The following is a 20,254-nucleotide window of genomic DNA, read 5'->3' on the forward strand; positions in this document are numbered from 1 at the left end:
GCTCACCGCAGGGCTGCGCAGTCGCGCGTCTCGACAAAACTCATGCTCGACCAGCAATTGGCCTTCTTGATCGGGGTCTCGCCGCAGGCGGAGAGAAGCGGCAAAAGGGCGAGCAGCAAAATCAACTTACGCATCGTCTTTCCTCCAGAAGAATGGGGTGGTTTCAAAATCAGCACCGAAGGCCATCCGGCCTGCCTCGCCACCGCCAAGCGCGGTCAGCAGCGGACCCAGGGCCGAGAGATCGACGTCAAGGATGGTCTGGCCGTGATGGCTGCGCAAAAGCGCCTGACGCGGGCCGCTGCGACCGGCCATCAGGAAGTCGATCTCGTTTTCCGTCAGCGCAAAGCCCTCGTAATCATTCGGCTGGGCGCGGCGGTTCGGGAACAGGATCTGGGTCGGCAGGCCCTCAAGGATCGTGCGCGACTTGCTGTTGCGGATCTGCGAGGGAAACTGCGTCAACAGGACCACGACCACGTTCATCTTGCGCACCGTGACCAGCCATTTGGGCAGCCAGCGCGCAAAGAACTCATCATCGAAGACCGTAGACGCCTCGTCGATCACCAGAAGCATCGGCTGGCGGGCCTCGAACATCAGCTCCAGACGGCGGAAGATATAGGAGAGCAGCGCCGAGCGTTCGGTTGGCAGGCTCAGGATCTCGGTCAGGTCAATGCCAAGCACATCCAGCCCGTCAAAATCCACGACCGGCCGATCCGCCTGACCGAAGACCCAGTTGTACCGGCCCTCTGGTCCCCATTCCGCAATCCGCGTGCTCAGCGCCCGGTCATCGCGGGCATCGCCGATCAGCGTGGCAAAATGCTCGAAGCTGCGCAGATCGGGAGCCGCCTGGCCATTCTGCCGCACCGCATTCTTCAGGGCATCGGCCTGTTGCGGGCTCAGAACACCATGGTTGCGCTCGACCAGTGAGGCCAGCCAGTCCATCAGCCAGGCTTCCCCGCGCGGGCCGTTCTCGGTGGCCAGCGGATTGAGCCCGGTCGGCTGTCCCGCCTTGATCTCGGCATAGCGCCCGCCAAGGGCCGCGACGGCCATGCACAGGCCCTGATCCTTGTCAAAAAGCACCATGCGCGCGCCGGTGCGCCGCGCCTGTGCGGCCAGAAAGGCCATGGTCGCGGTTTTACCGCTGTTTGACGGGCCAAGAATGAGCGTGTGACCGATGGTCGGTTCCGCCTTCGGATCACCTGCATCATGGAAGGAGAATCGATGCGCCGCACCGGTCACGCTCTGGAACACCGTGATCGGGGTCTTCCACGGCAGGCGCTCGGCAGGCGTGCCGCTGTCGGTCATATGCAGGCTGCAGAGATCGGCAAAGGTGATCGAGCTGACAATCGTCTCCCAGGCCTGATAATCGCGATTGCCGGGATGATTGGCAAAGAAGGTGGCTTCCATCGTGGACGCCAGCCGGGTCAGCCGGATCTTGGCCTGCTCGGCCACACCGCGCACCTGCGAGACCCGCGCTTCCAGCGCCTCCGGGCAGCCCGCAAAGACGGTAATGGTGAACTGATGCTCGCCAAAGCCGAGGCGTCCGCTTTCCACCGCGTCATATGTGGCGCCAAGCTGATCCTCGATCGAGCCTGCAGCATCATCTGCCGCCCGCATCTGCTGAATGCGGCGCTTGGCCAGATCGGCAATCTTCTGGCGCGCAATCGGCGTGTAGGAATGAGTGAGAAGGGTATCCATGCCGGTGTCGAGCGCATCGAGCATCCCAGGTTCGGACATGGTAGGATAGGCCTTGACCGCCAGCACCGCCGCATAACGCGGTGCGTCCAGCCCTTCATCGAAGCGGATGACATTGCCCTTGAAGCGCAGACCGACATTGCTGACGTCTTCGGCGATCAAGGTCATGTCACCGCGATATTCCGGGCGCAGAACGCCGGAATTGAGCGCGCTGTAGAAGCCCAGAAGCGAGCCATCGCTGATCTTCAGCCGCTGCGTGCCGACCGGTAGGCCGGTTTCCAGAATGGCGACCAGTTCGCGCAGCTCACCATGCCGCTCGGCCGTATCGCCGTCAAAGATCTGCCGGGCCTTGCGCATGAAGAACGGCACCTTCAGCGGCGCTTGCAGATTGCGCACCACTGTCAACACGACCATGAAGTCCCGCAGCTTCTGGCCTGCCAGATGCGCCGTCCAGCGCTGGTCCAGATCCGCCTCGAAGCTGTCGCCATAGATCGGTGTCAGGCCAAGGCGCGCGGGCCGCATCATGCGGTGCACATAGAAGCTGAAGCGCTCATCCAGCCCGTCGAGGATCGCAGCAAAGTCGCGGCGCAGATCCTCAAGGTCGCGGTCAGAGGACGTGAAGCCGTCCTTGCCCTTGATCTCCAGCGACATCATCAGCGCATTGTCGCGGGTGTCCTGCTGCAGCGTTCCGGCAGAGGCGTCGGCAAACGTCACCGGCCGAGCCTCGATCATTGATGGAGACACCCTGGAAATCCGCGGTGCCCGCATCCGCCTTGAGTCCATCGACGCGCCGGAATCCGGCCAGCTCTGCCGGGATCACAGTGACCGCCTCTGGCGCTGTGGCCAAGCCGCCGCACTGGCCCTGTCAGATATGATCGGCCGCAGGTCCGTCTTCTGCTCAGTCACAGGTCAGGACAGATAAGGGAGAGCTCTTGCCCATTGCTTTGTCGATGGACAGGATCTCGCGGAATGGATGGTCCGGCAAGGCTGGGCGATCCGCAATTACGATCGGGCAGGGCGGCTTCGACTGGCCGAGATCGAGGCTCAACGGATGAGGCGCGGGATCTGGTCGGGCACATTCGACACACTCTCGAACTGCCGCAAAAGACGTGTTCGATAAATGTTCTTGCTTAACGGCAAATATGCTAGGTACAGCCTACGAAAGGAGGAAGTCTTATGCGTACGTTGAACTCTAAGCAACGCCAGGAACTGGACCTCTATTGCCTGGGGCGAGAAGAGAGCGAACGGCTGGCAATGGAAAAGGCCAAAGCAGCTGCCGATGAAGCAGCTCAACAGGAAGCCGCCGAACGGGCTGAAGAAGTTCGAGCATGGGAGGAAACTGGCCTCTCCTGGCTTAAGGACGGCGAAGCGTTATTTGGGCCCAACTATGATTTTCAGGATGAGTTGAGGCGACTTGGCATGCGCTATGCTGTGGATCGCATCCTACCCTATGAAGATCTGAATGATTTGGGTGTGAACGTCTACGCAGGCGCTAGTGCAATCTTCATTCATGGGGCAGTTGCGCTTTTCCTTTCGTGGATTGCGATCGTTTTTGGGGTTCCTAACTGGATCGGCCTGCTTGTTGGTAGTGCGTATGTCTTCTGGCGTTTCAGAATTCGGAAGGTTTGGCTGCTGAAACAAAGAGCTGAAGCTCGGGCCTTTCGCAAGGAGGTCGTCGAGGCGCAAGTTCTACGTGAGGGTATGTTATAATATTACATAATCTCTATTATCACCACTTTAAGAACCTGCTATAGTGTTCTGTAAATGTGCAATATTTTTTTGATGATGCCTTGTCGTGCTCCTGAGGGAACCACCCCAACTGGCGATCATATATCAGAGCGGGTCAATGCGCATACCCGATGGAACGATGGTGATCTCTAAAGCGATTCCGGTCGTCATTGTTGCGAACTACCTCAGTTATCCAGCTACCGTATTGGGAGCCATGGCTGATGTCCTAAACGGGAGGCAAGCTGCGCCGAGATAGGGCCTTTGACGTCAGTTTGAGCCCATTGTGGACGATCATTCCACAATGAGGCAGCGGACCGTTGCGGCGTGAGGAACCTCACTGATAGGGAGAACTGTCTTACCCAGAGAACGCGATGACCTTCACCTTGCCGCCACAGCCTTCCGGAAAATCCATACTTGTAGTGTTTTTGCTCGTCTTGTGCGTTTGGTTACCGTTCATGGCCGCCAGCCTTACGGCCAAGGTCTGCATGAATCCGAAATATGATGATGAAAAACGACTGCGATACTGCAACTTTTCCCTTCGAGTGGCCGGGTACTCCGTTGGTAGCCTGGAGGGGCACAAGATGTCAGGGCTCTACATGGAGCGGGGAATCCTCCATGCAAATATCGGCGAAACCGAGCTCGCGCGAGAGGATATGCAGAAGGCGCTCGAGCTAGCGTCTTTCGGAAAACCTCATGAGAGGTTGATGGAGTTGGCAAACCCGCCGCGACCTAATCCGATCATCTTGAACCCGCCGAAGTCTGAGCCTTGGGTTCCGGAACTGCTAGTGCGTGCCGAGCAGAAACATGTGTCCGTACATGCCAAGCAGATCTGGTTTCAGATTGTCTCCGAAACGATGGAAAAGCACTGAAAGCGAGCGTCCGCTCCGTCCCACATCGCTGCCGTCGCTGATCCCACCTGGCACGAGCTCGGGGCGGCAAAGGAAATATCGACGTTCAGAGCCCATCTGCGACACTCAGGTAAACTGCGGCATGGCGCAGCCATTTGCGGTTGCCGTAGAAGACAACGCCCGAAGCGGTCACTTGCTTTGCAAGATTGTTGCAGAGCGATGTTCCCGAAAGCGGTCGTTCGTCGGAGGCCGCAGCATTTGGGGCCGGAGGAAGGACTATCTGTCAAAGTGCCGCTCTGATGCATCGCCTTGACTGGATCTCATTTGAGATACATACTGCCGGTTCAGATCCGCAGGAGCAGAGCATGCCCAAACAATCATCTATGATCCACATTCGGGTCGATGATCAGCTCAAGGCGAAAGCCACTGACGCCCTTGCAGGGGTGGGACTTACCCTTTCGGACGCCGTCCGAATACTTCTCACGCGTGTAGCGTCGGAAGGTGGAATGCCGGCCGGATTAACGGCAAATCCGGAGGCCTACGACTCCTGGTTCCGGGCCAAAGTGCAGCAAGCGCTGGCTGACCCAACGCCTGCGACACCGCACAACCAAATTATGAGCGAAGCACGGTCCATCATTGCCGGAAAGTGGCGTGCCTGAACTCGAATGGAAGGCCTCCGCAGCTTCTGACCTGATGGCGATCGTCGATTATATCTCCGATGACAACCCGGTAGCCGCGCGCGCTTTGATGGACGAGATCGAAAGCAAGGTCGCCCTGCTTCTGGTCCACCCGAAGCGGTGCCGCGTTGGTCGTGTGCAGGGGACTCGAGAGCTTGTCATTCGGCCGAACTACATCGTGGTCTACCGTGAAGACTCTGAGGCAGTGACAATTCTCCGCGTTTTACACGCGGCGCAGATGTGGCCTTGAACAAGGTCGGCCCTTGGCGGACGTTCGTCGAGGCGCCTCGCGCCGCAGCGCAACCTCCCAATCCGGCCGCAATGCTAGATATCCGGGGCCAAGTAGACGGTTGTTCATACTGAAGGGAAAAAACTGACATCATGGCTCAGCAGAATGAGGCTTATCGTCGCCGCAAAATTGATCCGTAGGGCGGAAAGCGGTCGTTTACTGCGCATGGAGATTGCGCAGAAATGGACGGGGCGCTGTAAACTAACATTTCACTTTGATCGCACTGAACACTTTTGCCAACCGAGGAATATGCAGAGCATCGATTACGTGCTGATCACCCGACCAAGTGACGCCGGAAACGTCAACCTATCTACGACAATCGGGTGACAGTCAGCGAACCGAAGCCTTTGCTTAAGTTGCATCAAAATATCAGCTGGATCCACTGACTTGGGAAATAGTCGCGATGGTTTAGACGGCTGCTCAAGATGTAAAACAATTTTGAGCTTACGACTTGAAAGCGCGCTCCGAGATCTATCAGCCTCTTGGGCATCCACTCCAACGAACGCAGTGCTCACAAGGCCAGCCATAGTGTCGCGGACTTTTAACATGACCTCGTCTGCTAGGCTGGACGGCTTCGTTCTTTTATTTCTCCTGTAGTCCTTGACTTCGATAAGCCAAAGTGTGCCTGCCTTTGATACCGCAAAGTCAACTGCTTTTGATGCTCCGCAAGCTGAATTGAAAACGTTCCTGTAGTGGCGCCAATCGTCGTATTTTTCTGCAAAACTAACCTGCTCCAATTCAAATGACAAATCGCCTTCACTCAACGTAATATCAAGCATGGAGAGAGGACTCCATATAACGATCTGACTGAAGAAGTTCTTCGTCGAGCAGAACCAAAGTGCTCAGTTCGTCAATTTCGCTGCCCTGCTCGAGACGAGAAACCTCGTCATCCCCTGATGCAGCCAGTGAGAAATATCTAGACTGTGCCTTCCTCTTGCGGCCGGCTGTTAAGATAGCGATCTCTCTGACAAGAAAAACTGAGTGTGTAGCGATGAAAACTTGAATACCCTGATCGGCCAGGCTGACAATTACTTGTGCCAGAACCCTTATGAGCTTTGGGTTTAGGTTGGTTTCCGGCTCATCCCAGAAAAGATAACCTTGTTCCAACAAGACACCAGTGCTGATCAAACGTGCAAGCATCGCGAATTTTCGGAGGCCCTCAGCAACCAAGGCAGACTCCATGCGGCCGCCATTGACCCTAAGAAAAAATCGCCCATTTGCATCTACTTCGACCTTGCCCCCCATAGCAGTTTCGATCGGGGACAAGAGTTCACTAACCTTCTTCTCGCGCGGCCCCCTCAAACTTGGCGCTCCCAAAAGAAGAACTGTGTCACGCCAAGTTTTTTCAAAAGGCACACTGTAAGAGTCAAATAGAGAAACAAACCATGGGCATAGAGTGATCAGCTCTCTGGTAGGAATAAATACTGGAGGCTTGGCCAATACTGCAGAAGGCATATCGTCGATCTCAACCTGAGTCTTCGAATTAGTCGCAAAGCTAAAGCTTGTATCGAGCTCTTTGTTTTTGAAACTAACTGAGACTTCAGCCCTATTCCTGCCCTGCTTGCGCTTCACCAATCGCCCTAAGCTATCTGGGCGCATATTTCCGATCAATTCGTCTGCGATTACTTTCTCAAGTTGAGACTTCCCAAGCCTCTCAAGTTTCGTGCTATTATTTTGCGAGCTATCCGGCTTAAGTGAGCTTAAAACGGAATAGAGCGCTTTGAGCGCATGAGATTTCCCCAAACCGTTTTCCCCAACAATCACGTTGAGCCCTGGAGAGAATTCCCATTTGGCACTGGGTATGCTTGTAAAATTGCTTAATTTAGCGCTTTTCAGCATGATCCTAGCCTTCGATATGTGTCTGATGTCATTAGCACGAAGTTTCAGCACCTTAGCAACCTCAAAGTGTTGAAGATTGACAGCTTGGGACCATCTTCTCGAAGGGCGAGCGTACGAATCTCGAAGCCATGAATAGTCACCGGCCGCCTACGTCGCATATGACTTCCGATGTCCTTGGATCCCTGCTCGCCGCACAAATGATCAACGAGCCGATCTTCTCGCCGCGGATCGCGCGAAAGGCTGCTCATCGGGGATTTTTTGCAGCTGCTGTGCCGCGCTACCGTCAGGCCGCTTTCCGCCCTCTCACGACCTTCACTTACCCATTTCGTCGTCTGCTGACTGAGTGTCTGCTTTTTCACTGTCTCTGCGTCTGCCACGATGCAACGCCGATAGACCGCATACTCTCAACTGGACGATCACGGGATCGGGCCGGCAGTCTTCCTCGCTGCACCCGCAAACGGCGGCTAGGTCCCGCATAGCAGACAGTTTGCGGTCATTTCACAACCATCCATCTGTTGATGGCGCCCATGGCCTCTGCGCCCCACCTAACCTACCGGATGGCCGGCCTATTGCTCTCGGCGCAGCCTGGCTTCCTCCAGTGCAACTTCGAGAGCATCAAAGTGCAGATCGCCAAGCGCGCTGTTTTGGCAAAGGCTCATGACGGCTTCATAGGCTTCCTGCCGTGACCAGCCTGCCATCTCGGCTGATCTGATCAGCCCCAGAAACTCGTGCTCCAGCGCAGCCTCACAGTCGATTTTCCGATCCGGATAGCCTCGCTTGTCTTTGGGTCCAAGCATGTCTCCCTCCCTCAGACCGGGAAGGGATCTGAATGCCCTGCCCCGATGCGCGGAGAAGATTTGCGATCTGCGGAACAAAGTCTAGTCCTTTGGGTCTAGCCGAATGGACAACTCTCTTACCCTTCGCTGTCCTTCGTCAGCCCAATTCCCGTCGCGACGATGCGCATCTGATCTGCCGGGAAGGGCTTCAGCAGGGCAAAGGCCTGGTCTTCGCTCCCCGTCAGCCAGGTTTCATGGTCATCCGGGTGCAGGATCACCGGCATGCGCGTCGGATGGACCGGCTTGACCAGTTCGTTGGCGGTCGTCGTCACCATCGTATGGGTCACCCATTGCCCTTCCTCGCCCTCGATCCCGGGCTGGCCGTCGCGCCAGAGACCGGCAAAGGCAAAGAGGGGCCGGGGTTCCTCGCCCGTGATGGCGAACCACACATCTGTCGCGGGATTGCGGCCCTTGGCCTCCCTGAAACTTGTTGCAGGGATCAGGCAGCGGCGATGAAGAAAGCTGTCCTTCCAGAGCCCGGTCCGACGCAGCTTGTCGTCGCGCGCATTGTTCCAGGCGTCGGGCTTCAATAGCTTTCCTGTTTTCTCGGAAGTCTTCGGGGTCAGAAACCCCCAATGCATCCTCACGAGCTCGCGCGCCCCGCTGGTGGCAAGGCGCACGACCGGGGCCTCATATTTCGGCCAGATGGCTGGCAGCGGCTCCGCATTGCCGAGGTGGTCAAGATCCGGCTCGATCCGAAACAGCTGACGCATCGCGTCCTTCGTCGCCATATTGGCAAAGAGATTGCAAATGGCCGTGCCCTCCCCCGTGTCAGCGCAGTCTGCCTCTGTGGCCCTCTTCGAGCAAGGCTGCGATCCGCTGCAGCTCGCGGATACGCAGGCCGGGGTTCGCAAGAGCAGCGCCCCTGCCCCATGCCTGCTGCAGCATCTCGCCCTTCGGGTGATCCTTGCAGGCTTTCCAGAGCGCAACCGTTACCTCCGCATCCGTACGGACGTCGAAGCGCCCCGCCTGCCCGGCCGCGTCGCGCAGGCGCTGCAGCGATCCCGCCAGCTCTTCGCGCCCGGCGATCTGTTCGGACCAGGCTCCGCCAAAGGCCACGTTGCGGAGTTGGTCTTTCCTGTCCATTTCGCCCTCTTGCCATCAATGAGAACAAACATAGAACATAAACGCGAAAACACCATCCCGCAGGTTTAGCGCCATGACCCCCTTTCGCGTCGCATATCTGGACATGAACAGCTTCTTCGCCTCCGTGGAGCAGGAGCTCGATCCGGCCCTGCGCGGCAAGCCGGTGGCGATCACCGCTGTTGATTCGAACTCCGGGGCCTGCGTTGCTGCCAGCTATGAGGCCAAGGCCTTCGGGGTCCGGACCGGCACGCGCGTGGCAGATGCCCGCAGGCTCTGTCCCGGCATCATCTTCCTGCCGTCCCGGCACCGGCTCTATGTGCGCTTCAACCTCGCGGTGGCCGATGTGCTCGATCGCTATGCCGAACTCACCCATATTCGCTCGGTCGATGAATTCCAGCTGGCGCTCTCCGGTGACGCCCAGACCCTGGAGGGGGCATGTGCGCTGGTCGCGCAGCTCAAGGCGGCGGTGGCAAAGGAAGTCGGGCCGCGATTACGCTTCTCTGCGGGCCTTGGACCCAATCATTTGCTGGCAAAAATTGCGGGGAAGTTGGACAAGCCCGACGGGCTGCAATGGCTCTCACCGGACAACATGCCGGAACGCATTGCGCATCTCTCCCTCGATGACCTGCCGGGGATCTCGCGGGCCATGAAGGAGCGGCTGTTTCGCGCGGGGGTTTATGATGTGGTCTCGCTCTGCCAGCTCGATCCGCGCCATGCCCGCCAGATCTGGCGCTCCGTCGAAGGCGAACGCTTCGTGCGCATGCTGCAAGGGATGGACATTCCGATCATCGCCACGCAGCGCGGTGGCTATGGCAATTCAAAAGTGCTCTCGCCAGAGTTTCGCGCGCCGCGCCGGGCCTATCAGGTCGGGCGCTGGCTGGTCGAAAAGGCCACCGCCCGGCTGCGCCGTGACGGTCGGGTGGCGGCGCGGTTTTCGCTGACCGTCTCGTTCTTCGAAGGCCAGACCTGGGCGCGAGGGGTCTCCTGCTTTCCGACGCAGGACACGGCCTTTTTCCTGCGCCTGCATCGCGCCCTCTGGCGGGCGCTCTGGCGCAACGGACCGCCCGGCCCGGTCATCTCTCTAGGCGTCAATCTGACCGAGGTGGATTTGCTCGACCGACGCCAGGGCGACCTGCTGGCCCCCCTCGCCCCCGCCGAGCGGACACGCGGCGAGCGCGTGTCCGTAGCGGTCGATCAGATCAATGCCCGCTTCGGCGACGGCATGATCCGCTACGGCATCCATGCCGCCCATCCGGGCTTTTTCGAGCGAGGCTGAAGGCGATCAGATCGCCAGATCGTCCAGGCTCGCGCCTTTTTCGAGGCGGGCCTGCACCCAGGCGGGCTTACGGCCGCGACCGGTCCAGGTCCGCGACGGATCGTCGGGATCGGCATATTTGGCGGCAACGGTGCGTTTTCCAGTTGCAGCAGCGTCAAGAAGCTCCTTGAGCGCGAACCCGTGCTCCTTTGCCGCTTCTGTCGCGGCGGCCAGCGCCTTTTGCACCCGCTGCGCCTCATAGGTTTCGATCTGACGGGCAACTTGCTTTTGCAGAGCCTGCAGCTCAGACAGGGTCATGGCGGTGAGATCAATGGACTGGCTCATATAGGAAATGCTCCTTTGGGTTATCTGAGGCCCGATAGAGGTACAAAGTACTGGCTTTGAAATAGATGCACCAGACATTTATTCCCGCATTGTCTATGATCAGATGCTTGCTGACAGCAAATACAGTTAAGAAATTAATGCGATTGTTCCGTTTGTAATCGACTTGTCGTTGTGTCGATTATGCGAGTTTGATAATATGATCTATATGTCGCTGAGCCTATATCCTGCGGTGCGAGATCGGCGCGATATGAGCAAAATGAACTCGCTAACGGCACGATGGATACAGTAATGACCTATTTCGTGAAACCTGCCTATTACACGAAGAAGGGTGAGCCCAAGCTGGCAATCTACTATCAGTCCGAGCCCATGCGCATGCCGGATGGCAAACTGGTCACGCCCAAAGCCGTTCCGGTCGTGATCGCCGCCAACTATCTCGATGATCCCGCGACCGTGCTTGGGGCCATGGTCGCGATCCTGAACGGTCCGCAAGCGGAGCGTTAAGCTCTTTCTAGGTAATGAAAATATTGCACAAGAAAAAAGTCGGATCATAGAATTAACATTCTATCAGGGCAAAGAGCCAGTAGCCTTGTTCCCGAGAGGTGCTTTGAGGGTACTTCCAATGGCTCTAAAGTATATTTTTGGTCAATCCCTGGGCGGATGCCTTCCTGCATCAACTGTCAATCTATGAAAACATACGTGTTGTACTTTTTTTCATCATCGGCGGGCTCCGAAAAACTTACATTTCTTGGGGCGCCATTGATCACAAGAGATATCTCGGAGCCAGAATTATTTTTTCTGCCTCCAAATTGCAGTGCATATGCTTCAGCTTCGTGATAACGCACTCCTATGTATCCGCTTTTACGACCTTTTTTTAGAAGATCTGATAGATCTTTCTTGATTAATCCCGCTCGCATCGGTTTTTTAAGAATAAGCACCCAAGCTAGGTACATTCCTAGTGCGATCCATGCAGGAGGAAACGCGAAACCAAGGCCGCCTAGTCCCGCAACAACTACCCAGTTCATCTGCGTCTTTCCTTTTTTGCTCTCCATTATGCAATGTGTTTAGTGATAATCGTGGCGCGTCAATCGATAAGTTGGTCTCGATGCTGGATGGTATTTCACTCGGTGCATAGGTCATATGCAGCAAACCGCGCGCCACCGGCTTGTTGTCGTCCTGATGCGGAATTGGTGCCAATGGTTGCTGCTGCCAGAAAGTCCGCGAACCTGTCAGCGTCGAGGCTACCCCGGTAATCAATACTAGTGCGTCTGCCGCCCGCTGCGCAGTCGTCACCGGGCTCTCGTCCGGCCTGCGGCCCGGACCCAAGCCGATCAGGCCGATGCAACCAGGCTGCGGCGGCCGACCAGCCGTCTCGTCCCGAGCCGCCTGCCTGACCCCCGGTCCGGGTCGCCCTGCCCTGCCCGTCTCGGCCCTGCGGGGTCCGATCCCTGACGCAAATGGGGCGGTTCCCCTTGAAACTGTGCCAATGCCTTTTTAATGGTAAATTAATGCCCTGCGGCGGAGTCTAATTGTGATCACTCAATGGGTTATACTGACCGGAATCACCGCGATCCTCTGCCTTTTTCTGTCCGTTTACGGTACTGAGAAGTATAGATCCGCGCTGCGACAGTGGGCATTGGGGGCTGCGTTGCTTTGCGGTGCGTTCGTCCTGGGACCTCCAATTGACCGAGTTGCGGGCGCAGTTGCAGTGGTTCTGGGACTTTTTTGGCTTCTACGCCTTTTTCTGGCGGGCCGAATTTAAACCTATCTGACGCAGACGGTGACCCGCTGCAGGCGTCCGCTCCCTGGCGGCTGGAAAAGCTGACGCAAGAGAAGATCGGATGCAGCCCGCGCCAGGCGCGCGGGCCATGGTCAATCCATGGACGTGACCGGGCATCGACGCGGGCCTTGCCCGCGCTCATCCCGGCCCCGACGACCTTTCTTTTCCTTTGGTGTCCGCCCAACATGCCTGCCCCGGCCGGTCAATAGGCAAGCGCCGCCCGTTCCGCGCGTCGTCGTCCAGGCGGGCCGTGTCCTCGCGCTCTGCGCTGCGGGCCGCACCACCCCGCCCTCCCGACCTTTGACAGTCCGGTGCAGGCCCGTGGGTCGGGCTTCGCCCTCACCCACTCTGTTCCGCCGAATACATGCGTATTCGGTCACAGATTGGCCGAGGCGCAGCCCATCGGCGGAACGAGGCAACAGACCTCGCCGCCCATCACCGCAGAAAGGAAACCCCAATGGGTTACAATATGAGCCGCTACACCCGCGCCATCCACGTTGGTTCCCGCATCGCCACCGGCCAGCCGCTCAGCAATGAGGAATTGCAGGCCGCCGTTCCCTCGATCTTTGCGACGGAAGCGCATGAAAGCCGCAGCGCACGCTTTGCGCCCGTCCCCACGGTCACCGTGCTGGACGGATTGCGGGCCGAAGGCTTTGAGCCCTTCAGCGCCGTGCAGGCCCGCACCCGTGTTGAAGGCAAGACCGAGCTTCACAAGATCGGCGTCAATGTGAACCAGATTGCCCTGGCTGCGAACCGCGGCCGGACCGATCTGCTTCAGCACCAATGGGCAGAGATCAACGAGTTGCGCCGGGTTTTGCCGGAAGCCCGGGGGTTCCTGAAGGCGGCCATGGACGAACAGCGTCGCAAGGGCGTCCGGCTCTACGAGAAATTCGCCGAGCAAGATCATGTCTGACTCGATCGCCCGTGACCTGATCGGCGAGATCGAGTTCCGTCGCAACCTCGCCGGGGCAGCCCGATCGTTGACCCTCACCGCCCGGCAATCCTTCAACCGGTTCGGGTTCACCTCCAAGGCCCGGAATCTGTGGCGGATGGCACAGGGCTCCAACTCGGTCGTGTTGAAGAAGATCGCGCGAGGGGGCACGCATAGCGCCAAACAGCTTGGCAATCAGTTCGATTACCTGTTCGGAAAGTCGACCTCACTCTTTGGGAACATGGTCGAGCATGATCCGAATGGCCGCTCGCTCAGCAAGGGGGAGCGCAAGGAGATCGTGGACATGTGGAGCGATGGCTGGACGGGTTCCCCGAAGAACGGGCAGACCACGCATCTGCTCGTGTCCTTCCCGGCCGATCTGGCGCCCAGAAAGGCGAAGCTGATTGCCGAGGCCTGGGCGGCCGAAATGTTCCAATCCGGCATTCATGCTGACGACGAATGGGCCTATGTCGCGGCGCTGCACACCGACCGCGCCAATCCCCATGTCCATATCGTTGTGAACAATCGCGGCATCGCACAGGGGACCTGGTTCTTCATGGCGAAGACCCATGCCTTCAACCTGACCGTGATGAAAGATCGAATCGTCGAGATCGCCGCCGAGGAGGGTGTACGGCTGGATGCCACGTCTCGGCTTGAGCGCGGCATCCTGAGCTACGGTCCATCGCGGGCCGAGATCGAGGGTGCGAAGCGCGAGCATCGGCCGGTGCGCGAACGCATGCGCGAGGGTCGAGCGCTGCAGGACGCATTGGAGGACATCGCCGCCAATGCCGTGATTGCGCGCAATCTGGCCGGTGTCGCCGATCAGGTTCAGCTGGCCGGGATCGCGGCCAATCTCGACAAGGCTGCGTCGATCCTTGAGCGCGGCGGCATCATTCGCCCGAAGGATATGGAGGTCATCATGCAAGACGGCGCAATTCGATCCCTGTCGGATCTGCGGCAGGAGTTCGCGGGCTGGTTTGAAAACGCAGAACAGTTGATCGAGGCCAAGCCCGCGCAGGAGCGTCAGGATCTGCTCCGCGAACTTCATCAGGTCAGTGGCGAAATTCTTGAAGATCTCGGAGATGCACGCGGGGCCGCATTGATGCGGCGGGGTCCACGCGCGGCTCTCTATCAGACCCGGCTTGAGGCAGGGCAGATCAGCCGTGACGGGACGACGGTCGAGATCGGCCCGGTTGCCGCACAGGAGATGCGCCAGAGCGTGCAGGACGCAGCCGCCAGGATCGGCATTCGCCCCGACGTGATTGCGCAACGTCTTGAGGCTGGCGCGGGGAATGCCTGGCAGGAACGCCAATGGATCAAGGCCGACCTGTTTGCGGTGGCCGAAGCCCGTCACCTCGACCTCACCCGCGAGAAAGACCGTGGTCTTGCGGGCGATCTGGCTGACAGGTTCTATACGCAGGCGGCCAGGGTCCTGAACCGTGGTTTCGAGGCGACGCAGCATCACACCAACGATCAGCTGACGCGCACCCTCTCCAGCATGGCGCGGGGGCTGGCGCAAGGACAGGACCTGCGGTTCGGCCATGAGGAACAGGCCGCCCGCTTCGCCAATGATCTCAAAGAGCGCTATGGCAACGATGTCGTGCATCGCATCGCCCAAGGTGATGACCGCGCGCTGGCCGTGGACTTCCCCGATGCCGACAAGCGCCGCGACGTCGCCCTGTCGATCATCTCGGCCGCCAAGGCCCACCAGAGCCTCGGTCTCACCCTGCGTGAAGCCGAACAGGCGGAGGTTAGGCTGAAAGAGCGGGACGCACCAGCGCAAGACCGCAAGCATGAGCGCGATGATGGCTGGGGCATTTGATTCACGTTCAAGAAAGAAAAGCGCGGTGATCAGCATGCCTGGAATACCGTTGAATGTTGATTACCGTCGAGACGTGATCCTGATCCTCCCCCCGTGTGGTGGTCCGCTGTTATGCTTAGGAACGGTGGATCAAGAATTGAAAACAACCGACCGAAGCCGGAAGAGATTGTTTCGAAGTTACGACAAGTTGAGGTTCTGATGGGGCAAGGTCAGTCCCGTCAGGACGCGATCAGACGTAGCGGGGTTGTCGCGCAAGTCTACTACCGCTGGCGCAAGCAATCTGGTGCAATGGGCCCAGACCAGTTGAAAGAGCTGAAACGTCTTCAGCAGGAGAATGAACTGCTCAGACGTGCGGTGACGTTGGACAAACTGATCATGAAGGAGGCCGCCAGGGGAACCGAAGATCCGCGTCAGCGAAGCTTGTGTCAGCCCCGCTGGCCGCCTAGCCTGCATTGACCATGGCCGCAGTGAGTTTGGCATTTCCGAGCGTCGGGCTTGCCACGTGCTCCGTCAACATCGTTCGACACAACGCCAAATGCAGCGAGGGCGGGCGGATGAAGATCGCTGGTCACGGAAAGGATCGAGTTGGCTCGACAGTATGGCCGCTACGGCTGTCGCCAGACAGCGGCTCTGTTGCGGAATGCCGGATGGCAGGGGAACGACTGGCGGGTCGAATGCCTATGGCGGCGAGAGGGGCTGATCACATGACCAAGCTCTGTGTCTGGTTCGGCGTTCCGCCGTCCATTGCGAGCCAAATAGAGCCGCCCCAACCGCGAGGCGGTAGACGCGTGCGGATCACCTAGGTGGTTCAGCCCCGGCATCGGTAGAGATCAACAATCTGGATACTTACCGAACCGAGCGGGGTTCAGAAGATTGCTGATCACACCGTCCCCCTCCTCATTCACCGCGGCGGCTTTCTGATTGCTGACGCTGCCCTGCAGCACATCCAGCATGACGGGGAAAGCGTGCGCTACATCGGTCATCCCAGCCACATCATAGGCCGCCTGTCCCAACCCAGCATAATGGACGATGCTGCCGCCCTGCCGGGTCAATCGCTGAACAAAGAACGCGCAAGAGATCAGGCAGTCATCACCAATCCTGCGACATTCTTCCCGACCCCGGTCGCGCCTTATCTGCATCATACGGGTGGTCAGGTAATCGGTACGAACAGGACGCCGCATATAGCAGGCGACGGTCGAGGCAAGATGAAATTCAAGTTCCGGCGATAAGTCGATCTGGCTTTCACGCATCCCCGCAACAACAAGATCGCGTGCGGCCGAAAGGTACGAGTTACTCATAAAGCCCTCGCGGTGTATCTACCCATCTTCCCATTCTGCGCTGCCCATGACGCGGGTCAAGCCTCAGAAATTCACAACTAAGTTAGGTTGTTTCAGTTAGTTACGGATTTATGCGCAGAGCTATTTTTTTTGTGCAGGTCTCTTGAACGCCTTGTGGCCGGCTCTATCTGATCTGTCGCGTGATGCCAAAGAGGGTCACGCACCCCTTATCCGGATGCAGCGGATAAGGCGGGATCAATCTATGTTTGTCCACGTAAGGAGAACTCAAGATGTTCCTTCCACTCCATGACCGCGTTCTGGTCCGTCGCGTCCAGTCGGACGAGAAGACCAAGGGCGGCCTGATCATCCCCGATAGTGCAAAGGAGAAACCTGCCGAAGGCGAGGTCGTTTCGGTCGGCGAAGGCGCACGCAAGGACTCGGGCGAGCTGATCGCTCCGGCAGTCAAAGCCGGCGACCGCGTTCTGTTCGGCAAATGGTCGGGCACCGAAGTCACCGTCGATGGTGAAGAGCTGCTGATCATGAAGGAAAGCGACATCATGGGCATCATCACGCCCCATGGCGCTGCCCAGAAGGCCGCCTGAGCCCAACCGGTTGATCAAGTTTTAGGAGGATATCTCGATGTCTGCAAAAGACGTTCAGTTCAACACCGACGCTCGCGACCGCATGCTGAAGGGCGTCAACACGCTCGCCGATGCTGTCAAAGTCACGCTTGGCCCGAAAGGCCGCAACGTCGTGATCGACAAATCCTTCGGCGCGCCGCGCATCACGAAGGACGGTGTGACCGTTGCCAAGGAAATCGAGCTTTCGGACAAGTTCGAAAACATGGGCGCCCAGCTCGTGAAAGAAGTCGCAGCCCGCACCAATGACGAAGCTGGCGACGGCACCACCACCGCGACCGTGCTGGCTCAGGCCATCATCAAAGAAGGTCTGAAGTCGGTTGCAGCCGGTCTGAACCCGATGGACCTGAAGCGCGGCATCGATCAGGCAACCGCCAAGATCGTTGAAGCCATCAAAGCTGCTTCGCGTCCCGTGAACGACAGCGCCGAAGTCGCGCAGGTCGGCACCATCTCGGCCAACGGCGAAGAGTCGATCGGCAAGCAGATCGCTGAAGCCATGCAGCGCGTCGGCAACGAAGGTGTCATCACCGTCGAAGAAAACAAGGGCATGGACACCGAAGTCGAAGTCGTCGAAGGCATGCAGTTCGACCGCGGCTACCTGTCGCCCTATTTCGTGACCAACCCCGAGAAAATGGTCGCCGATCTGGAAGACGCGCTGATCCTGCTGCACGAGAAAAAACTCTCGTCGCTGCAGCCGATGGTTCCGCTGCTGGAATCGGTCATCCAGTCGGGCAAGCCGCTGCTGATCATCGCTGAAGACGTCGAAGGCGAGGCTCTGGCCACGCTGGTCGTCAACAAGCTGCGTGGCGGTCTGAAGATCGCTGCCGTCAAGGCTCCGGGCTTCGGCGATCGCCGCAAGGCCATGCTGCAGGACATCGCGATCCTGACCGGCGGCCAGGTGATCTCGGAAGACCTCGGCATGAAGCTTGAGAATGTCACCGTCGACATGCTGGGCCGCGCCAAGAAAGTTTCGATCAACAAGGACAACACCACCATCGTTGATGGCGCCGGTGAGAAGGCCGAGATCGAAGCCCGCGTGTCGCAGATCCGTCAGCAGATCGAGGAAACCACCTCGGATTACGACAAAGAGAAGCTGCAGGAACGCGTTGCCAAACTGGCCGGTGGCGTTGCCGTCATCCGCGTCGGCGGCATGACCGAAGTCGAAGTCAAAGAGCGCAAAGACCGCGTTGATGACGCGCTGAACGCGACCCGTGCGGCCGTTCAAGAAGGCATCGTCGTCGGCGGTGGTGTTGCTCTGGTTCAGGCGACGAAGGTTCTGGACGGTCTGAAAGGCGCGAACGCCGATCAGGACGTCGGGATCTCGATCATCCGCCGCGCTCTGGAAGCTCCGCTGCGCCAGATCTCGGAAAACTCGGGCGTCGACGGCGCTGTCGTTGCGGGCAAGATCCGCGAGTCGGACTCGACCTCGTTCGGCTTCAACGCCCAGACCGAAGAGTTCGGCGACATGTTCAAGTTCGGCGTGATCGACCCGGCCAAAGTGACCCGTACCGCGCTGGAAAACGCGGCCTCGGTTGCTGGCCTGCTGATCACCACCGAAGCGATGATCGCCGAAAAGCCCGAGCCGAAAGCTGCGGCTGGTGGCATGCCCGACATGGGCGGCATGGGCGGCATGATGTAATCATCCGCTGTCGCAAGACAGACAAAGGGCGTCCCTCGGGGCGCCCTTTTTCATATGGTGTTGATTTCCGTCGAGACGTGACCTGTGAAGAGCACGATAGCCCCAAAGGAGCACTGGTCGGCGGCGGCACATCTTCTGTGGAAGGTATCGGGCAGGTCACGAGTGATGAAGTAAGGCACCATTGTCACATGATCTAGCTGACCATCACCTTGAACCGCGCCGAGTTTGCCGGAGGCTGATTTGTGTTAGTTACTCGGCCATGTCTTCAGTTTCCAGAGCGGCGTAAAAGTTAGCCTCTGCTTCCGCCGGAGGGATGTTCCCAATCGGCTCGAGCAAGCGGCGGTTGTTGAACCAGTCGACCCATTCGAGGGTGGCATATTCGACGGCCTCGAAGTTGCGCCACGGCCCGCGCCAATGGATGACCTCCGCCTTGAAGAGGCCGTTGATCGTCTCGGCCAACGCGTTGTCGTAGCTGTCTCCGACGCTGCCCACGGATGGCTCGATGCCGGCCTCGCCCAGCCGCACGGTGTAGCGAATGGACAGGTAGTGCGACCCGCGGTCGGAATAGTGGTCGCGCCCCGCGCCCTTCACCGGGCGGCGATCATGGACAGCCTGTTCAAGAGTATTGAGCACAAAGCCTGCGTGAGCTGTCTGGCTCGCCCGCCAGCCGACGATCCGGCGTGCGTAGGCGTCGATGACAAAAGCCACATACACGAAGCCTCTCCAGGTGGTGACGTAGGTGAACCGAAGGTCCGCGAAGCGAAATCTCTAACCCAGAGCATGTTCGGCGCTGGAACCCTGAACTGCCGGTTCACCTTGTCCAAAGGGCATGGAGCCTTTTTATCCGGCACCGTCGTTCTGTGCGGCTTGCCGCGCAAAATGCCTGAATACCCATATCCTTCATCAGCCTGGCGACGGTGGTGAGCAGGTGAACGCCACCGGTTCGAGAGAGACTGCGAACGGCGACATCGAAGCCTTCCCGATCCAGCTGACGCCAGACCTTGCGCACGCCGTAGACCCTCCAGTTCTCCTCGAACACGCGCTCGATCTCTGGCTGCAGGACTGCGTCGCGCCGGGGGCGATCCGACAACCGGGCTGGATCGGCACGCTTCACCAGTTGATCGTAGTAGGTGGACGGGGCCATCGGCAGAACCCTGCAAATCGGCTCGACCCCGTGCTCCCCTCGCCGACCGTCGATGAACCCGACCATCACTTCGACCGGCGGTCGAGCATCTTCGGCAATGCTTGAAGCAGTGCCGCATTGCCTTCGATCATCGCAAAATATGCGCTCGCCTGGCGCAGTTCCCGGTTCTCCCGCTCCAGCGCCTTCAACTTCTCCGCCATGTCGGTCGAGACGCCGCCGCGCCGGCCGCTGTCAACCTCGGCCTTTTTGACCCAATCGTTCAGCGTCTGGGGCGCACAGCCAATCTTCGTCGCGATCGACTGACTGCCTGCCAGCGCGATCCATGCTGACCCTTATTGTCGAGGACCAAGCGCACCGCACCTTCGCGCATTTCGGGGGAAAATTGTTCGTCGTCTTGATCATGATGCTCCATCCTACTCAGGAGTTGGAGC

Annotated in this window: 20 protein-coding genes, 3 pseudogenes and 1 other annotated feature; of the genes and pseudogenes, 12 read left to right on the forward strand and 11 right to left on the reverse strand. The window is 58.7% G+C overall.

Going from position 1 to position 20,254, the window contains the following annotated elements; translation table 11 throughout:
• Positions 1-2: 2 nt before the first annotated feature.
• On the reverse strand, positions 3-134 hold the full coding sequence (locus tag IQ24_RS20545; protein WP_277872919.1) for a hypothetical protein: 132 nt from the start codon (positions 132-134) through the stop codon (positions 3-5).
• A complete protein-coding gene (locus IQ24_RS19055; protein ID WP_199756652.1) occupies positions 127-2,406 on the reverse strand; it encodes a VirB4 family type IV secretion/conjugal transfer ATPase in 2,280 nt (759 codons plus the stop codon). Before IQ24_RS19055 ends, IQ24_RS20545 begins: the two co-directional genes overlap by 8 nt.
• Before the next feature lie 220 nt (positions 2,407-2,626).
• Here IQ24_RS19055 and IQ24_RS20625 point away from each other — a divergent pair.
• The 5 genes and pseudogenes from IQ24_RS20625 to IQ24_RS19080 all read left to right on the forward strand — a co-directional run.
• Positions 2,627-2,812 (forward strand): annotated as a pseudogene (locus tag IQ24_RS20625) (thermonuclease family protein); the annotation flags it as partial.
• Between the two features lie 56 nt (positions 2,813-2,868).
• A complete protein-coding gene (locus tag IQ24_RS19065) occupies positions 2,869-3,402 on the forward strand; it encodes a hypothetical protein (protein ID WP_145399965.1) in 534 nt (177 codons plus the stop codon).
• 389 nt (positions 3,403-3,791) lie between these two features.
• Complete coding sequence (locus IQ24_RS19070) at positions 3,792-4,289, forward strand: tetratricopeptide repeat protein (RefSeq protein WP_145399966.1); 498 nt, start codon at positions 3,792-3,794, stop codon at positions 4,287-4,289.
• 278 nt (positions 4,290-4,567) lie between these two features.
• A complete protein-coding gene (locus IQ24_RS19075; RefSeq protein ID WP_242008348.1) occupies positions 4,568-4,927 on the forward strand; it encodes a type II toxin-antitoxin system RelB/DinJ family antitoxin in 360 nt (119 codons plus the stop codon).
• On the forward strand, positions 4,920-5,195 hold the full coding sequence (locus IQ24_RS19080) for a type II toxin-antitoxin system RelE/ParE family toxin (RefSeq protein WP_145399967.1): 276 nt from the start codon (positions 4,920-4,922) through the stop codon (positions 5,193-5,195). The genes IQ24_RS19075 and IQ24_RS19080 overlap by 8 nt, the downstream gene beginning before the upstream one ends.
• A 302-nt stretch (positions 5,196-5,497) precedes the next feature.
• On the opposite strand, the gene IQ24_RS19085 is transcribed toward IQ24_RS19080, so the two are convergent.
• The 5 genes from IQ24_RS19085 to IQ24_RS19105 form a co-directional block, all read right to left on the reverse strand.
• Complete coding sequence (locus IQ24_RS19085; RefSeq protein WP_145399968.1) at positions 5,498-6,013, reverse strand: cysteine--tRNA ligase; 516 nt, start codon at positions 6,011-6,013, stop codon at positions 5,498-5,500.
• A complete protein-coding gene (locus IQ24_RS19090; RefSeq protein ID WP_145399969.1) occupies positions 6,006-7,073 on the reverse strand; it encodes an AAA family ATPase in 1,068 nt (355 codons plus the stop codon). Before IQ24_RS19090 ends, IQ24_RS19085 begins: the two co-directional genes overlap by 8 nt.
• A 566-nt stretch (positions 7,074-7,639) precedes the next feature.
• Entirely contained in the window at positions 7,640-7,870 is a 231-nt protein-coding gene (locus IQ24_RS19095; protein ID WP_145399970.1) for a hypothetical protein, read from the reverse strand.
• Between the two features lie 116 nt (positions 7,871-7,986).
• Positions 7,987-8,661, reverse strand: coding sequence for an SOS response-associated peptidase (locus IQ24_RS19100; RefSeq protein WP_145400008.1), 675 nt, complete (start codon positions 8,659-8,661; stop codon positions 7,987-7,989).
• A 19-nt stretch (positions 8,662-8,680) separates the two neighbouring features.
• Positions 8,681-8,995, reverse strand: coding sequence for a hypothetical protein (locus IQ24_RS19105; protein ID WP_145399971.1), 315 nt, complete (start codon positions 8,993-8,995; stop codon positions 8,681-8,683).
• A gap of 73 nt (positions 8,996-9,068) precedes the next feature.
• Here IQ24_RS19105 and IQ24_RS19110 point away from each other — a divergent pair, with 73 nt between their 5' ends.
• The gene (locus IQ24_RS19110) at positions 9,069-10,271 is read left to right on the forward strand and encodes a DNA polymerase Y family protein (protein WP_145399972.1); all 1,203 of its coding nucleotides are present in this window, start codon (positions 9,069-9,071) and stop codon (positions 10,269-10,271) included.
• A 6-nt stretch (positions 10,272-10,277) separates the two neighbouring features.
• On the opposite strand, the gene IQ24_RS19115 is transcribed toward IQ24_RS19110, so the two are convergent.
• Positions 10,278-10,595 (reverse strand): H-NS histone family protein, encoded by a 318-nt coding sequence (locus IQ24_RS19115; RefSeq protein ID WP_145399973.1) that lies wholly within the window; start codon positions 10,593-10,595, stop codon positions 10,278-10,280.
• A gap of 288 nt (positions 10,596-10,883) precedes the next feature.
• On the opposite strand from IQ24_RS19115, the gene IQ24_RS19120 reads away from it, so the two are divergent.
• A complete protein-coding gene (locus IQ24_RS19120; protein WP_145399974.1) occupies positions 10,884-11,096 on the forward strand; it encodes a hypothetical protein in 213 nt (70 codons plus the stop codon).
• Between the two features lie 176 nt (positions 11,097-11,272).
• Here IQ24_RS19120 and IQ24_RS19125 read toward each other — a convergent pair whose 3' ends face one another.
• Positions 11,273-11,617 (reverse strand): hypothetical protein, encoded by a 345-nt coding sequence (locus IQ24_RS19125; protein WP_145399975.1) that lies wholly within the window; start codon positions 11,615-11,617, stop codon positions 11,273-11,275.
• Positions 11,618-12,829: 1,212 nt separating this feature from the next.
• Here IQ24_RS19125 and mobC point away from each other — a divergent pair.
• The 3 genes and pseudogenes from mobC to IQ24_RS20465 form a co-directional block, all read left to right on the forward strand.
• The gene (gene mobC / locus IQ24_RS19130; protein ID WP_158637584.1) at positions 12,830-13,285 is read left to right on the forward strand and encodes a plasmid mobilization relaxosome protein MobC; all 456 of its coding nucleotides are present in this window, start codon (positions 12,830-12,832) and stop codon (positions 13,283-13,285) included.
• Positions 13,278-15,125, forward strand: coding sequence for a relaxase/mobilization nuclease domain-containing protein (locus IQ24_RS19135; RefSeq protein ID WP_145399977.1), 1,848 nt, complete (start codon positions 13,278-13,280; stop codon positions 15,123-15,125). The genes mobC and IQ24_RS19135 overlap by 8 nt, the downstream gene beginning before the upstream one ends.
• A gap of 111 nt (positions 15,126-15,236) precedes the next feature.
• Positions 15,237-15,824: pseudogene (locus IQ24_RS20465) on the forward strand (transposase); the annotation flags it as partial.
• Between the two features lie 131 nt (positions 15,825-15,955).
• On the opposite strand, the gene IQ24_RS19145 reads toward IQ24_RS20465, so the two are convergent.
• Positions 15,956-16,423: a hypothetical protein gene (locus IQ24_RS19145; RefSeq protein ID WP_145399979.1), complete on the reverse strand. Its 468-nt coding sequence runs from the start codon at positions 16,421-16,423 to the stop codon at positions 15,956-15,958.
• Between the two features lie 269 nt (positions 16,424-16,692).
• Here IQ24_RS19145 and IQ24_RS19150 point away from each other — a divergent pair, with 269 nt between their 5' ends.
• Together IQ24_RS19150 and groL are read left to right on the forward strand one after the other, a co-directional pair.
• On the forward strand, positions 16,693-17,004 hold the full coding sequence (locus IQ24_RS19150; RefSeq protein WP_145399980.1) for a co-chaperone GroES: 312 nt from the start codon (positions 16,693-16,695) through the stop codon (positions 17,002-17,004).
• A 37-nt stretch (positions 17,005-17,041) separates the two neighbouring features.
• On the forward strand, positions 17,042-18,679 hold the full coding sequence (groL, locus tag IQ24_RS19155; RefSeq protein ID WP_145399981.1) for a chaperonin GroEL: 1,638 nt from the start codon (positions 17,042-17,044) through the stop codon (positions 18,677-18,679).
• Positions 18,680-18,928: 249 nt separating this feature from the next.
• Here the strand turns inward: groL and IQ24_RS19160 are convergent.
• Positions 18,929-20,235 (reverse strand): annotated as a pseudogene (locus IQ24_RS19160) (IS3 family transposase).
• Positions 19,815-19,967: a sequence feature (AL1L pseudoknot), on the reverse strand. It overlaps the preceding pseudogene by 153 nt.
• Positions 20,236-20,254: the final 19 nt, after the last annotated feature.

It is taken from the genome of Paracoccus sulfuroxidans (assembly GCF_007830335.1).
In the GTDB taxonomy this organism is placed as follows: domain Bacteria; phylum Pseudomonadota; class Alphaproteobacteria; order Rhodobacterales; family Rhodobacteraceae; genus Paracoccus; species Paracoccus sulfuroxidans.

Bases quoted from the DNA above. Each gene is read 5' to 3' on its own strand.
- IQ24_RS20545 (WP_277872919.1), bottom strand. From the start codon at position 134: ATGCGTAAGTTGATTTTGCTGCTCGCCCTTTTGCCGCTTCTCTCCGCC.
- IQ24_RS19065 (WP_145399965.1), top strand. From the start codon at position 2,869: ATGCGTACGTTGAACTCTAAGCAACGCCAGGAACTGGACCTCTATTGC.
- IQ24_RS19070 (WP_145399966.1), top strand. From the start codon at position 3,792: ATGACCTTCACCTTGCCGCCACAGCCTTCCGGAAAATCCATACTTGTA.
- IQ24_RS19075 (WP_242008348.1), top strand. From the start codon at position 4,568: ATGCATCGCCTTGACTGGATCTCATTTGAGATACATACTGCCGGTTCA.
- IQ24_RS19085 (WP_145399968.1), bottom strand. From the start codon at position 6,013: ATGCTTGATATTACGTTGAGTGAAGGCGATTTGTCATTTGAATTGGAG.
- IQ24_RS19090 (WP_145399969.1), bottom strand. From the start codon at position 7,073: ATGCTGAAAAGCGCTAAATTAAGCAATTTTACAAGCATACCCAGTGCC.
- IQ24_RS19095 (WP_145399970.1), bottom strand. From the start codon at position 7,870: ATGCTTGGACCCAAAGACAAGCGAGGCTATCCGGATCGGAAAATCGAC.
- IQ24_RS19105 (WP_145399971.1), bottom strand. From the start codon at position 8,995: ATGGACAGGAAAGACCAACTCCGCAACGTGGCCTTTGGCGGAGCCTGG.
- IQ24_RS19110 (WP_145399972.1), top strand. From the start codon at position 9,069: ATGACCCCCTTTCGCGTCGCATATCTGGACATGAACAGCTTCTTCGCC.
- IQ24_RS19115 (WP_145399973.1), bottom strand. From the start codon at position 10,595: ATGAGCCAGTCCATTGATCTCACCGCCATGACCCTGTCTGAGCTGCAG.
- IQ24_RS19120 (WP_145399974.1), top strand. From the start codon at position 10,884: ATGACCTATTTCGTGAAACCTGCCTATTACACGAAGAAGGGTGAGCCC.
- IQ24_RS19125 (WP_145399975.1), bottom strand. From the start codon at position 11,617: ATGAACTGGGTAGTTGTTGCGGGACTAGGCGGCCTTGGTTTCGCGTTT.
- mobC (WP_158637584.1), top strand. From the start codon at position 12,830: ATGGGTTACAATATGAGCCGCTACACCCGCGCCATCCACGTTGGTTCC.
- IQ24_RS19135 (WP_145399977.1), top strand. From the start codon at position 13,278: ATGTCTGACTCGATCGCCCGTGACCTGATCGGCGAGATCGAGTTCCGT.
- IQ24_RS19145 (WP_145399979.1), bottom strand. From the start codon at position 16,423: ATGAGTAACTCGTACCTTTCGGCCGCACGCGATCTTGTTGTTGCGGGG.
- IQ24_RS19150 (WP_145399980.1), top strand. From the start codon at position 16,693: ATGTTCCTTCCACTCCATGACCGCGTTCTGGTCCGTCGCGTCCAGTCG.
- groL (WP_145399981.1), top strand. From the start codon at position 17,042: ATGTCTGCAAAAGACGTTCAGTTCAACACCGACGCTCGCGACCGCATG.